The sequence below is a fragment of the Brevibacterium sp. CS2 genome, from assembly GCF_005280295.1.
Lineage (GTDB): Bacteria > Actinomycetota > Actinomycetes > Actinomycetales > Brevibacteriaceae > Brevibacterium > Brevibacterium pityocampae.
On record NZ_CP040020.1, the window covers coordinates 1,913,664 to 1,927,547 of the forward strand.

Genomic DNA, 13,884 nt, shown 5'->3' on the forward strand with positions numbered 1-13,884 from the left:
TGGAAGGATGGCCGCATGAAGAAGATCGGATTCCTGTCCTTCGGGCACTGGACACCCAGCCCGCATTCCGCCGCGCGCACTGCGTCCGACGCGCTGCTCCAGAGCATCGATCTTGCGGTCGCAGCCGAAGAGCTGGGCGCCGACGGTGCGTACTTCCGCGTCCATCATTTCGCGAACCAGCTGGGCGCGCCGTTCCCGCTGCTGTCTGCCGTGGGCGCCAAGACCGAGCGGATTGAGATCGGTACCGGGGTTGTGGATATGCGTTACGTCAATCCTCTGGCCTTCGTCGAAGATGCCGGCGCAACAGACTTGATCTCCGGCGGCAGGCTTCAGCTCGGGATCTCGCGTGGCTCACCTGAGCAGGTCATCGACGGGTGGCGCTACTTCGGCTTCGAGCCGGCCGCAGGCGAGTCCGATGCAGACATGGCGCGTGCGCACACGGCAACGACTCTCGAGTTCCTGAAGGGCGAGGGGTTCGCCCAGCCGAGCCCGCGGCCCATGTTCCCGAATCCTCCCGGCCTGTTGCGTCTGGAGCCGTTCTCGGAGGGATTGCGCGAGCGCATCTGGTGGGGTGCGGGGTCGAACGCCACTGCTCGCTGGGCGGCGAAGCAGGGGATGAACCTCATGTCTTCGACGCTGAAGGACGACGAGACGGGCGAGCCCTTCCACGTTCAGCAGGCGAAGCAGATCCGAACGTTCCGCGAGGAGTGGACCGAAGCTGGACACGAGCACGAGCCTCGGGTCTCTGTCAGCCGCAGCATCTTCGCGTTGGTCAACGACACTGACCGCGCGTACTTCGGTGTGAACCGCGAGAAGTCGGACCAGGTCGGCATGATCGACAACACGCGCTCGGTGTTCGGTCGCAGCTACGCCGCTGAGCCCGACGCACTGATCGATGAGCTGTGGAGGGATGAGGCTGTTGCTGAAGCCGACACCCTCCTCCTGACGGTGCCCAACCAGCTGGGAGTCGAGTACAACGCACACGTGATCGAGAGCATTCTTTTGCACGTAGCGCCCGGGCTCGGTTGGCGATGAACCACTGTGAGGGGCGGCCGTGGCGAAGAATGAGCTGACCCTCGGTGAGCCCCGGCTCGGCTGGTTCGTCGACGGAGACGCGAGCACAGACCACCTGGCGGTGATGCTCCGCGACACCGGAACAGCCATCGAGCTTGTTCTGCCGTTGAAGGGGATGTTCTCAACAGACGATCCCTACAGCCGGTGGTGGTCGTCTGGCATTCACTTCGGGGACGATCCGGATCGAACCGAGCACAGCTACAAGCCACCACGGGTCCTCATGGTGGAGGACTCACAGGGGGCGGTCGTGCTGGTCGGGTGCCGATCGGCTGGGTCGTCGTCGCGTATGCACGTCGGCCAAGGGCACATCGTGGCGAATTTTGCGGTGCTCGGCGGGAGCCATCTTCGTTACGAGAAGGTCAATGGGCTGCGTACAGACATCCCAGCGCTGGCAGCTTGGACTCGCATGAGCAGCATGGAAGTCAGCACCACGACTTCCCGCAACAATCGCATCCAATCAGTGCAGATGAAGTTGACCAACGCGGAACCGGTCCCCCTTGCGCGGCCACTGAACCTGGTCATGCGATCCAGCTGGCATACCGAGCGCCCCAGGGGCGGCTTCGTTGCATACGAGGGAGTCGAGCTTGAGACGCTGGTCGATCGCCCGCGGAGTTGGAGCGATCACCTGGCTGTGCACTCCGCCATCCTTGAGCTGGTGTCGATCGCCGGGTGGAAGCCGTTCGGTATCGAAGATGCGACGGTGCACCGAGCCGATGACCCCCTGCGGAGCATCGCGGGAGGTGTACTCGGTGAGCGATGGCTCTCGGTGGCGACTCATCGGCTGCCGGAGCATAAGCCCTGGAAGAGGGACCCAAGTTTCCTCTTCCCCTATAACGAGATCGGGCCGCGGGGAGTGGCTCGGTGGCTCAAGCTGCGCCGGGCCTACGGTCAGGTCGTGAAGTCCATGATCAATATTCTCCGCTCGAGTAGCCAATGGGGTGATTCGAGCGTGGTCCAGAGCGGTATCGCGCTGGAGGCGCTCGGCTACCTCATCGATGTCAACAAGAACGACGGGGCGAGCCTCAACCGGCGTAAGCAAATGAACTTCAAGCCCGGGCTCCGAGTCATCTTGGCCGACATGAAGATCCATCCGCTGGTGGACGTGGACGACTGGATCGAACGTGCGGACGCGGCCTACATGAGCGCGAAGCATCCCGACCGGGCGGCTCTCGACTCGCTGGAAGTGCTGAACACCCTTAGGGAGAACCTCCTGGTGTTGCGGTTCTGGGTCGCGCTTGAACTCGGGGCCAAGCCCAAGTCGCTCATGGCTGGTCTCGAGACCGACCGCCTCGGCAGCGAGTTTGTCCCGGCCGAGTAAGCGTCCGTCCAGCTAAGGGGAACGGGCGGTCTCGTCGCGACCTTGGAGGATGCAGGGCAACGCGGTCCATAGTATCTGGTGTCACAAAGCGATGTTCTCGTACGAGAACCCGCTGTACCTCGCCGAGGAGGCGGCCGCCCTTGACCTGCTGTCCGGCGGCCGGGTGGCCCTCGGCGTGAGCCGCGGATCACCGGAGCCCGCGCTGCGCGGCTGGGAGGCGTTCGGCTACAACGGGTCGACCGACCCGCGCGGGGCGGACCTCGCGCGGGAGAAGTTCGATCTGTTCATGCGTGCGGTGCGCGGCGAGGGGATCGCCGAGGCAGACCCCGAGCAGTTCGGCCGCACCGGGAGGCTCCGCGTCGAACCCCATTCCCCGGGTTTGGCGAGCCGGATCTGGTGGGGTGCGGGATCGCGGGAGACCGCCGCATGGGCCGGCGCCCAGGGCGTCAACCTCATGAGCTCGACCCTGCTCACCGAGGCGACCGGGGATGCGTTCGCCGACCTCCAGGCCGAGCAGATCGCACTGTTCCGCGAGGCGTGGCGGGAGGCCGGTCATACCGGGGCCCCGCGGGTGTCGGTGAGCCGGAGCATCTTCCCCGTCGTCAACGAGAACGACCGGCTGCACTTCGGCCTGCGCGGCCAGGGGGCGGCGGACCAGATCGGCGTCATCGACGGCTTCCGCTCGACCTTCGGCAAGACCTACGCCGCCGAGCCGGACGCCCTCGTCGAGCAGCTGCGAGCCGATGCCGCGGTGCAGGCGGCCGACACGGTGATGCTCACGATCCCCAGCCAGCTCGGGGTCGACTTCAACCTCCGCATCCTCGAGGCGTTCGCCGAGCACGTGGCGCCTGCGCTCGGCTGGGAGCCGAACACGCAGGGCCCGGTGCAGGGCGACCCGGTCTGAGCCTCACCCCTCGCGGGCTCCAGTTCCGGCCGGGTGCGCACCGGGGACCGGTGGTGCCCTGAGCCCACCCGGTCGCAGGGCGGTGTCAAGGACGGAGCGGGCCCGGCTAGACTGGGTGACCGTGGCTCTTACTATCGGAATCGTCGGACTGCCCAACGTCGGCAAGTCCACCATGTTCAATGCCCTGACCAAGAACCAGGTGCTCGCGGCGAACTACCCGTTCGCGACCATCGAGCCGAACATCGGCGTGGTCGAACTGCCGGATCCCCGGTTGAACCGGCTCGCCGAGATCTTCGGCTCGGCGAAGATCCTGCCGGCGACGGTGAGCTTCGTCGACATCGCCGGGATCGTGCGCGGCGCCTCGGAGGGGGAGGGGCTCGGCAACCAGTTCCTCGCCAACATCCGCGAGGCCGACGCGATCTGCCAGGTGATCCGCGGGTTCTCCGACTCCGACGTGGTGCACGTCGACGGCAAGGTCAGCCCGGCCGACGACATCGACACGATCAACACCGAGCTCATCCTCGCCGACCTCCAGACGATCGAGAAGGCCACGCCGCGCATCGAGAAGGAGGTCAAGCAGAAGAAGACCGCGCCCGAGGTGCTCGCCGCGATGCAGGCCGCGCAGGCGATCCTCGAGGAGGGGCGGACGCTGTACCAGGCGATGCATACGGAGAAGTTCGACGTCGCTCCGTTGCGCGAGCTCCAGCTCATGACGACCAAGCCGTTCCTCTACGTGTTCAACGTCGACGACGACGTGCTCGCCGACGAGGCCAAGAAGGACGAGATGCGCGCACTCGTGGCGCCGGTCGAGGCGATCTTCCTCGATGCGAAGTTCGAGTCCGAGCTCGCCGAGCTCGACGACGACGAGGCCGCGGAGATGCTCGAGATGAGCGAGCAGGACGAGGTGGGTCTCGACCAGCTGGCGCGCGTGGGCTTCTCCACGCTCGGGCTGCAGACGTACCTCACCGCCGGTCCCAAGGAATCCCGCGCCTGGACGATCCCGCAGGGAGCGACCGCGCCCGAGGCGGCCGGCGTCATCCACACCGACTTACAGAAGGGCTTCATCAAGGCCGAGATCGTGTCCTTCGCCGACCTCGATCAGCACGGCTCCATGGCCGATGCCCGCGCCGCCGGCCGCGTGCGCATGGAGGGCAAGGACTACGTCATGGTCGATGGTGACGTGGTCGAGTTCCGTAGCGGATTAACCTCTGGGGGTAGGAAGTGACAGAGTCACGCAACCTGTACGGCAGGGTCAGCGACTACAGCGACGGGGAGTATAGCCACATTTGGGCACGTGAGCTGGAAGGCCCCTGATGATCAAATCTGCCAACCAGTATCCGGTGCACACGCTGTTCAGTCACGAAGGTAACGTGCTCTACAGGATCCCGCCCTACCAGCGCGAGTACTCTTGGTATAAGTCCCACTGGGAAGACCTGTTCGAAGATCTCATCGAGGCCGACGGCGCGCACTTCCTGGGCACCATCATCACGCTCGACCAAACTACGGACACGCTCGAGGGCAACATCCTGCAGGTCATTGATGGGCAGCAGCGACTGACGACACTCACTTTGTTGTTGGCCGCCGTCCATTCGGTGCTCAAGGAGCACCTCGACAATCTTGACGACGACACGCGGACGGATGTCATCAACCTCGGTCGGCAGTTGGTGCGGAAAGCAGACCAGCAGCCGAGGGTGACGCCGCAGAAGCAGGGCCACAACCTCGCCGACTTCCGCCAGGTGCTCGAGGAAGCCGGCCTGCCGGTGGAGGGAGAGCGGAAGCCGTACTTCCCTAGCCGCAGGATCGCCAAGTGCTACCGCTACTTCCGCTCCGCGATTCAGCAGCTTGCTGAGACTGAGGAGATCACACAGCCGGAGGCGGCCCTGCGGGTGCATGAGGCAGCCTTGCAGGCGGTGATCGTGAAGATTGAGGTGGCCAACCACGCCGACGCGTTCGTGCTGTTCGAGTCCCTGAACAATCGAGGGATGCCGCTCTCGCCGGTGGACCTGATCAAGAATCACCTTCTCGCCGAGTCAGAGAAGAACAAGATCATGGACGTCGACGAGGCGTTCAAGCACTGGAACGACATGCTGACCAGCCTCGGTGACAGCTACTCCACCCATGAGCGCTTCCTCCGCCACTACTACAACGCGTTCAAGTCTGAGTTGCCCGAAGTCTCAAACGCCTCGGTCGCCACGAAGTCCAACCTGATCAGGGTCTATGAGAAGATCCTGGAGCAGGGTCTCAAACGCGTCGTCGATTCGCTGGTGGCGGCGAGCAAGGTCTACGGTCGGATCAACTGCGTCGTTGAGCTTGATCAGCCGACTACCCTTGACCGGTCGTTCCAGCGCCTGATGCGCGCTCAGGGCGCGCCGTCCTACGTGCTCCTCATGTGGCTAATATCGAAGCAGTCCGATCTGGCTCTGACAGATGCACACATCGAGACTGTCGTGGACCGCCTCACGAGCTTCTTTGTCCGACGCAACCTCACGGGATACCCGCAGACTTACGCACTGGCGAAGCTGTTTATGACAACCATCGACGCTGTGGGTGATGCCCGAGGTCTCGATGTGGTGGAGATCGTCGGAGAGAGGCTGAGCGCGGCCTCGGTGTCAGACGAGGAGTTTCGCACCCGCCTCCTGGGCCGCATCTACGAGGAGAACAGCGACGTTGCTCGGTTCGTCCTCGCGACACTGGCCGAGGACGCTATGACCAAGGAGACGCGTGTCGACCTGTGGCGACAGGAAAAGAACCGTTTCGTCTGGACGATCGAGCATATTCTCCCGCAGGGCGAGAACCTTCCGGCTGAGTGGCAGGAGATGCTCGGGGGCGAGGAGGTCGCTGCTCAGGTCCAGGAGGAGCACAAGCATCGGCTCGGCAACCTCACCATCACCGCGTATAACAGCAACCTCGGCAACAAGTCGTTCCCTGAGAAGCGCGACCGCCAAGACTCAAAGGGCAGGCGCATCGGTTATCGAAATGGACTGTCACTGAACGCTGATCTGGCCACGAAGGAGTCGTGGACCCCTGGCGACGTAGAGGCCCGCACTGAAGAACTGGCGGCGAGGGTAATAGAACGCTTCCCGCTGGCCATTCTCAAGCAAGGTGCCGATGGTGATGTGGTGGAGTTTCGTAGCGGTCTAACCTCTGGGGGTAAGAAATGAGTTTAGGTGGGAACGTTCCTCGCGTATTCGTGTCGCACGCGAACGCAGATAAGAAATACGTTGACGAGTTTGTCGCCAGCTTGCTGATCCGTGGCGCGGGCCTTGACGTTAAAGAAATCTTCTACTCTTCAGAACCCGACACTGGCGTTCGTTCGGGCCAGACTCTCATGGGTGTCCTGCGTGATGAGGCTGGAACGTCGCCTCTCATCATCGCGCTAGTGACGCCCACCTACCAGACACGCCAAGTATGCGTAGCAGAGCTCGGCGCGGCTTGGGCGCGAAATGTGCTATTCCCGCTCATGGAACCCGGGATGAAGCGGTCAGAGCTAGAAGGTGTCTTACCAGGGCTTCTCATTTACTCAGCCGATGACGACGGTGCGCTCAACGATCTTGCGGACAGGATTAGAGAGCTCGGCCAGGACATCAACATGCGATCATGGGGCGTCGGCTTAGAGAAGTGGAAGTCTTTCCTGAGGAACAATCCGAATGTAGTCCTAAAGCCTGCCCTGCCGACTGCCGATCAGATCAATCAGCTTGAAATGGAGCTTCAGAACGCCCGTACGGCTCTGGATGATTCGGAGACGGATCGGGCGGACCTGTTGGATAGAATCGAGCGCCTCAATCGGGCGAAAACGACTTCGGAAGTTTTAGAGGCGAATCTGCCATCCGCGGAGAAGGAGCGGTTCGAGGCATTGAGGACGGACGTCCGCTCTAAAGTTGGGAGCATGCCCAAAGCTGTGGTCGACGCACTTTGGCATGATATTTCGGGCCAGGCCATGCCCATGCCCAACGTGATGGATGACTACTTAGGTCACGATAGCGCCAGCGAGCAAGTTAAGGTCGGTCGCCTGATTTTTGACGAAGACACAGGCGAGATTTCTCCGGACCTAGACTATCCGGATGTCAGGAAAGCCTCGAATTCAATTGCGGCTTTAGCTGCTTTCCTTCATGATTCGGATCGATCCGAAGAGTTCACGCTCCATTTTGAGGGTCAGTTTGATGCGCCGATGAACCTCAGGAAGAAGGGGTGTTGGGATGCTCTCATCTGATGAGGCGGGTCGGGGCCACGTGGTGGAGTTCCGTAGCGGATTAACCTCTGGGGGTCGGAAGTGATCAGAGACGCTCATGAGGTCAACGCAGCCGCCACGCCTGCAGACTTCGAGCTGGCGCGCCTCCGCGCGGCCTTGCCAGAGTTCTTCGACAAGGACGGCGGCTTCATGCTCGACCGCCTTGAGGAGACGCTACGCGATGGCGACGTGAATCTGACCCGGGAGGGGTATGAGCTCAAGTTCCTGGGCAAGTCGTACGCAAAGTACCTGACGTCGACCAAGACAGAGACCGTCGTAGTGCCCGACGTGGAGCACAACTCGGCAGACGCCAACTCCGACTCACAGAACCTGTACATCGTCGGCGACAACCTCGACGCGCTGAAGCACCTCATCGGTTCTTACAGCTCGCGAGTGAAGGCCATCTACATCGACCCTCCTTACAACACCGGCAAGGACGGCTTCGTCTACAACGACGACTTCGGTTTCTCGGCGGCCGACCTGGTCAAGAAGATCGGGCTGGACGAGGACGAGGCCCGGCGCGTCACGGACCTTCACGGCAAGTCTTCCCACTCCGCGTGGCTGACCTTCATGTACCCACGGCTCGAACTCGCCAAGGGGCTGCTCGCGGACGAGGGCGTCATCTTCGTCAGCGTCGACGACAACGAGCAGGCGAACGTCAGGCTCTTGTGCGACGAGGTCTTCGGCGAGGGGAACTGGCTGGGGACTCTCGTGTGGAAGAACGCGACGGACAACAACCCCTCGCAGATCGCGATCGAACATGAGTACGTGCTCGTCTACGCGAAGTCTCGAGACGAGTCGGCCCCGGTTTGGAGGTCCAGTGTCTCGGCCACGAAGGATCTGCTCGTTTCGGTCGGAGCGGAGCTCGCAGCGGAACACGCTGACCAAGCAGACCTGCAGAAGGCCTACACGGCGTGGTTCCGAGAGAATAAGTGGCAGCTCGGTCAGTTGGGACTGATGCACGTTTAAGTGTCAGTTTGGGTTTCACGCTGCGAGGTTCGCAGCGGGTTTCATGATCGCCTCGTACTCCACCGGCGTCAACCGGCCCAGGCGCGCTTGCCGACGCCGACGGTGATACGTCCGCTCAATCCAGGTCACGATTGCGATCCGCAACTTCTCGCGGGTAGACCAGCGCCGGCGGTCGAGGACGTTTTTCTGCAAGAGCGCGAAGAACGATTCCATTGCCGCATTATCGCCCGCTGCACCCACGCGACCCATCGATCCGGCCAGCCCGCGCCTGGTCAGAGCGGTGACATACTTCCGTGAACGAAATTGCGAGCCCCTGTCGCTGTGGACCACGCAACCGGTCACGTCCCCGCGCCGCACGGCGGCCATCTCCAGGGCATCCACAGCCAGACGGGCCTTCATCCGGCTGTCAATGGAATAGCCAACGATCCGGCCGGAGTACACATCCTTGATCGCACAGAGGTAGAGCTTGCCCTCGTCCGTCTTGTGCTCGGTGATGTCGGTCAGCCACAACTCGTTAGGACCAGCCGCGGTGAAGTTCCGTTCGACCCGGTCGTCGTGGACGGGCGGACCCGGCTTCTTCCCGTTCTTCGCCCGAGCCTTGCCGAACACCGACCACCACTGATTTCTCGAGCAGATCCGCCAAGCGGTTCGGGTGCTCATGGCCTCACCGGATGTGCAGGCTTCATCGGCGAGGAACCTGTAACCGAACTCCGGATCATCGCGGTGGGCATCATAGAGAGCATTCGCCCGATAGGCCTCGACTAATTCGGCATCAAGGACCGGCCGTGTGAGCCAGCGATAGTACGGCTGGCGGGAGAGCTTCAGAACCCGGCACGACACCGCAACGGGAGGGACTGCTGACGGTTTAGTTGACTCCGGGGTTTATGCCGCCAGAGTGACGGCCTTGTGGTGAACAAGCTCGTATTCAACCGGAGTCAGTTTACCCAAACGCCGTTGCCGACGCTTCCGGTGGTAGGTCCGCTCGACCCAGTGGACGATCGATGTCCGCAACCTCGCTCGCGTGTCCCAACGGCCCCGGTCGAGGACGTTCTTCTGCAACACAGCGAAGAACGATTCCATCGCCGCATTATCACCAGCAGCGCCGACCCGACCCATCGATCCGACTAGCCCGTAACGCCGTAGAACCTGCTGGAACTTACGAGAGCGAAATTGCGACCCGCGATCCGAGTGAACGACACACCCTGCCACGGCTCGCGGTCCGCCACGACGAGCCACAGCGTCATCAATCGCCGCCACAGCCAGACGAGATTTCATCCTCGAATCGATGGCATAACCGACGATTCTGTTGCTGAACACATCCTTGACCGCGCACATATACAGCTTGCCCTCACTGGTGTGATGCTCGGTGATATCGGTCAGCCACAACTCGTTGACTGCCTTTGCTGTGAAGTCGCGTTCGACGAGGTCATCACACACTGGCGGGCCGGGCTTCTTACCGTGCTTCCGGGCTCGTTTGATCGTGTGGGAGAACAGCTCCTGCTGCGAGCACAGCCGCCACACACGACGTTCAGAGGCGCTGTATCCGCACGCCTGGAGCTCATCAGCGATGAACCGGTGCCCGAACTCAGGATCGTCCGTATGAACGTCGTAGGCGGCATTGATCAAGTGCGCCTCCTCGAGTTCCCGGTCAGAGACAGGTTTCGCGCACCACTTGTAGAAACCCTGCTTGGTAAAGCCGAGTACCCGGCAGGCCACTGCCACCGGCACCCCGGCGGCAGCAAGGTCGAGGACCAGCGGGTACATCATTTTGGGTGATGACCACCGAGCTTCAAGTTCGCTTGCGAGAGATACGCTGCAGCCTCGCGGAGGATCTTGTTCTCCCGCTCGAGTTCCCTGATCCGCTTCAGTGCTGCTGCCTGGGCGCGAGACTCCTCGACATCACGAGAGGGCTCGAGTCCGTGCTCACGCAGGCGTGAGTCACGCACCCAGGCCTGGAGAGCTGACTTCGAGATGCCGAGGTCGGCGCAGACCTGCTTCTGGGTCATCCCCTCGCCCAGGAGCTCGAGAGCTGATTGCTTGAACTCATCGGTGTAGATCTTTGGCATGACTTCCATCCTTCCTGGAACTTATCCAGTCGTGAAGTCAACTAAACCCTCAGCAGTCCCTTGTGATGAACGACGATGTGTTGTGGCTGCATCTTCGCTCGGCTGTCACCATCTTCCGGAAGGTGCTCCTCGGCCTGACCGGCCAGGATCTCACTGACGTGATGCCCGGTAGGGTCCTCCCGGTCTCTGCCAGTCCGCCCACCGAAGTCGGGCTCGTCGTCGGCAAGGAGGTTGAACAGATTGCCGAACTGTTGCGGCCAGGCAAGAGGCGAAGCGCAGAGGCGAGGGCACGCCTGCTTCCGCTGATGTCGCTCGACCGCGCCGCGCGCGGGAAAACCGAGCCTCCGACCGAAGGAGAGATCGCTCGAATGCTTCGGGCAGTGAAGGAGGGGGCAGACTGGACATCGGTTTTTCCCGGTGTTGTCGGCCTCCAACTCGTAGGTTCGCCTCGCCCTTCTGAACAAGTCCAGGAGATTAGCCTCAAAATTGATCCAAAGCGGGGAGAACTGCCGGTCAGGTTGGCTCACGAGGGTGAGGACGCCGCCGCTTACCGCGAAGTCGACACCTTTGACCGATACTCGCTCAAGCTGAGCAAACTGGGGGAGAAGCTCGGCCTAACTCAGCACCAAGGTCTCGCGGTTGCGCATGCCCTCGATCTGAAGTCCGATAAGAAGTACTTTAACGCGAAACTCACGACCAGGGGAAATGTCGCCTGGCAGGGGCTCAGTAACCACGCCCTTGAGTACGCGAAGAAGGCACTGGCCAACGGGTTAGATGTGGACGAGGCCGTGGCGAAGTACAACCGGCGGAACCGTACTCCCCGAGGATCGAAGAAATAGTCCTGTCCGGTGGTGCGATTCAGGTAGTGCCTACTGGGTGATTCGCGCTTCGGCGATGTCCAAGCGCCGGTGTAGCAGGCTAGCGAGCGCGAGTACCTCAAGTGCTTCGTCCGGGTCGTCGCCTCTGGCGAGCTCGTGAGCCTTCGGATTGCGTATGCCAACCATTGCACCCCGGAAAAGGTAGAAGAAACCCTCGCGCTCGTCTAGACCGCTGCGCCCTTCCTCCACACCCACATCGAGCATGAAATTCTTGGTGGGCTGTGTCAAGGAATGTGGACAGTCCCTACGAGTTTTCCTTCTCTGCTCAGGCCGCCTGGACGAGGTCTTCAGCGGCGCCGTGGTGATCGTTCCAAGCTTGTACCGGTGTCCGGTAGCTCAGCGCTGAGTGGCGCCGACGGCGGTTGTAGAACACCTCGATGTACTCAGCCACCGCCAGCCGGGCTCGACCGCGGGTCTCGAAGACTTGCTGGTAGTACATCTCGTTCTTCAAAGTGGCGAAGAACGATTCGGCCGCCGCGTTGTCCCAGCACACCCCTGTCCGACCCATCGACTGGAAAACCCCGTTCTCACTGCAGTAACGGGTGAACTCATCCGAGGTGTACTGCGATCCATGGTCGGAATGGAAAATCGCTCCTGCCGTGGCTCCGCCTTGCGTGCGCGCCATCTCAAGAGCATCGACGACCAGGCTGGCGCGCATGCGCTCGGCGATCTGCCAGCCGATGACCATGCGCGTAGCCAAATCGATCACCGTGGCCAGATACAACCAGCCTTGGCCGGTGCGCAGGTAGGTGATGTCGCCGACCAGCGCCTGCCCCGGCGCATAAGAGTCCGGGTCGAAGTCGCGTTCCAGCCGATCGGTGAAAACCTGGGCCTGCTCATCGACGACGGTAGTGCGCTTGTAGGAGCGCTTCTGGATCGCAGCCAGCCCCAGTTCGCGCATCAGATCGGCCACCAGTCCCACAGAGCAGGGGAACTCGTTGTCGTTGAGCTCGGCCGCGATCCGCCGGCATCCCGCAGTCCCGCGCTGCTGTGCGAAGACCCGTACGATCTCGCTCTTCAGCGCCTCGCGACGCGCCTGCGTCGCCGTGAGGGTCCCGACTCGAGCCCGCCACGCGTAGAACGACGACCGGGCCACGCCCAGCTTCTGACACATCCAGCTGATCGGATAGTTTCCCTTCTCCGCCTCGATCAGGGCTGACTTCTCATTCAGTCCTGCTCCCTGGCGAAGAAGGCCGCGGCTTTTTTTAAGAACTCGTTCTCCATCCGCAGCCGCCGGACCTCGTCTTCCAACTCAGCCAGCCGAGCGTGATCGGCCGGCTTCAACTCTTGAACCGGTTCCGGGTTGTCCTGCCGGTAACGCTTGACCCAATTGCCCAAAGTCCCCGGATTGACCTGCAGCTCGCCGGCCACCTCGACGATCGGCCGATCGTTCTGCACGACCAGCTGGACCGCCTCAGCCTTGAACTGCGGGCTGAACTTCCGCCGTGATGCACTTGCCATGCTCTTGATCCTCTCCCATCAAGAGGAACTGTCCAAGAACCTTGATACACCCCAGTTCTGGGGGAGGGTCCGGCATGCTCTGGTTCCGCACAGTCATGACCACTCCGAGGTGATCCGGACCGCCGATGAGGCCAGCGCCTACGGGATCCGGGCGGCGTGGTTCAGTCTGGCCGGGATGGGTGCGACCGCCCTGCTGCAGATCGTCATCGTCGTCCTCAGCGGCTCGATCGCCCTGCTGGCCGATACGGTTCACAACCTGGGGCATCTGGCCACCACCATCCCCTTGATCATCGCCTTCCGGTTGGGGCGCCGGCCGGCGACGCGGCGCTACTCCTACGGCTACAAGCGGGCCGAGGATCTGGTGGGGCTCTTCATCGGTCTGATCATCGCCGTCTCCGCAGCACTCATCATCTGGGAATCGATCCGCGGGCTGATCGAGCCCCGGCCCCTGAGCCACCTGGGCTGGGTACTCGCTGCCGCCCTTGTCGGGGCGGCCGGTAACGAAGCTGTCGCGATCTACCGCATCCGGGCCGGCAAACGCATCGGATCCGCCGCCCTGGTCGCCGAAGGACAGCACGCCCGCACCGACGCCCTGACCTCGCTGGCGGTGGTCGCCGGCGTGATCGGTGCTTGGTTCGGTCTTCCTCAGCTCGACGCGATCATCGGACTGCTGATCGCAGCGGTGATCATCGCAGTGCTGGTCAACTCGATGCGCACCGTCGTCCACCGCCTCATGGACGGCACCGAGACCGACACTATCGACACGATCGAACACACCGCCGCGGCAATCAACGGCGTGAGGGCCGTGGACGGCGTCCGTGCCCGCTGGCTGGGTCACCGACTCGAATGCGAACTCACTCTCACCCTCGACCCCGACACAAACCTCGCCGCTGCCGACACGGTCGCACACGCGGTCCGCGACCGGCTGCACCACGAACTCCCATACCTCAACCGCACGGTCATCCAATTCGCTGCTTGAAGTCGAC

The 13,884-nt window shown here is 62.4% G+C and carries 11 protein-coding genes and 2 pseudogenes; 9 read left to right on the forward strand and 4 right to left on the reverse strand.

The features are described 5' to 3' along the window. Positions 1-15: 15 nt before the first annotated feature. The 7 genes from FDF13_RS08475 to FDF13_RS08505 all read left to right on the forward strand — a co-directional run bounded on the left by FDF13_RS08475 (position 16) and on the right by FDF13_RS08505 (position 8,493). Positions 16-1,035 (forward strand): LLM class flavin-dependent oxidoreductase, encoded by a 1,020-nt coding sequence (locus FDF13_RS08475; RefSeq protein WP_137319259.1) that lies wholly within the window; start codon positions 16-18, stop codon positions 1,033-1,035. 19 nt (positions 1,036-1,054) lie between these two features. Next, positions 1,055-2,392 (forward strand): hypothetical protein, encoded by a 1,338-nt coding sequence (locus FDF13_RS08480; RefSeq protein WP_137319260.1) that lies wholly within the window; start codon positions 1,055-1,057, stop codon positions 2,390-2,392. Positions 2,393-2,483: 91 nt separating this feature from the next. Next, the gene (locus FDF13_RS08485; protein ID WP_254668748.1) at positions 2,484-3,296 is read left to right on the forward strand and encodes an LLM class flavin-dependent oxidoreductase; all 813 of its coding nucleotides are present in this window, start codon (positions 2,484-2,486) and stop codon (positions 3,294-3,296) included. A gap of 121 nt (positions 3,297-3,417) precedes the next feature. Continuing rightward, complete coding sequence (gene ychF, locus FDF13_RS08490) at positions 3,418-4,521, forward strand: redox-regulated ATPase YchF (protein WP_137319262.1); 1,104 nt, start codon at positions 3,418-3,420, stop codon at positions 4,519-4,521. 88 nt (positions 4,522-4,609) lie between these two features. Next, a complete protein-coding gene (locus tag FDF13_RS08495) occupies positions 4,610-6,457 on the forward strand; it encodes a DUF262 domain-containing protein (RefSeq protein WP_137319263.1) in 1,848 nt (615 codons plus the stop codon). A gap of 29 nt (positions 6,458-6,486) precedes the next feature. Continuing rightward, complete coding sequence (locus FDF13_RS08500) at positions 6,487-7,506, forward strand: hypothetical protein (protein ID WP_175406921.1); 1,020 nt, start codon at positions 6,487-6,489, stop codon at positions 7,504-7,506. 60 nt (positions 7,507-7,566) lie between these two features. Continuing rightward, positions 7,567-8,493: a site-specific DNA-methyltransferase gene (locus FDF13_RS08505; RefSeq protein ID WP_137319265.1), complete on the forward strand. Its 927-nt coding sequence runs from the start codon at positions 7,567-7,569 to the stop codon at positions 8,491-8,493. 15 nt (positions 8,494-8,508) lie between these two features. Here FDF13_RS08505 and FDF13_RS08510 read toward each other — a convergent pair. Together FDF13_RS08510 and FDF13_RS08515 are read right to left on the reverse strand one after the other, a co-directional pair. Then, a pseudogene (locus FDF13_RS08510) lies at positions 8,509-9,342 on the reverse strand (IS3 family transposase); the annotation flags it as partial. 33 nt (positions 9,343-9,375) lie between these two features. After that, positions 9,376-10,490: pseudogene (locus FDF13_RS08515) on the reverse strand (IS3 family transposase); the annotation flags it as partial. A gap of 134 nt (positions 10,491-10,624) precedes the next feature. On the opposite strand from FDF13_RS08515, the gene FDF13_RS08520 reads away from it, so the two are divergent. After that, complete coding sequence (locus FDF13_RS08520) at positions 10,625-11,398, forward strand: hypothetical protein (RefSeq protein ID WP_217494838.1); 774 nt, start codon at positions 10,625-10,627, stop codon at positions 11,396-11,398. 30 nt (positions 11,399-11,428) lie between these two features. Here the strand turns inward: FDF13_RS08520 and FDF13_RS15605 are convergent, their stop codons facing one another. After that, positions 11,429-11,641, reverse strand: coding sequence for a TIGR02391 family protein (locus FDF13_RS15605; RefSeq protein WP_265808495.1), 213 nt, complete (start codon positions 11,639-11,641; stop codon positions 11,429-11,431). A gap of 61 nt (positions 11,642-11,702) precedes the next feature. Beyond that, positions 11,703-12,898, reverse strand: a protein-coding gene (locus tag FDF13_RS08530) for an IS3 family transposase (RefSeq protein WP_137319267.1) whose coding sequence is annotated in 2 segments (ribosomal slippage) — positions 11,703-12,643 and positions 12,643-12,898 — 1,197 coding nt in all. Because the reading frame shifts where the segments join, the coding sequence is not laid out codon by codon here. Here FDF13_RS08530 and FDF13_RS08535 point away from each other — a divergent pair. Beyond that, positions 12,897-13,877 carry a cation diffusion facilitator family transporter gene (locus FDF13_RS08535; protein WP_137319268.1) on the forward strand — a complete coding sequence of 327 codons (981 nt, stop codon included), beginning with the start codon at positions 12,897-12,899 and terminating at the stop codon, positions 13,875-13,877. The two genes, FDF13_RS08530 and FDF13_RS08535, sit on opposite strands and share 2 nt — an antisense overlap. Positions 13,878-13,884 lie beyond the last annotated feature (7 nt).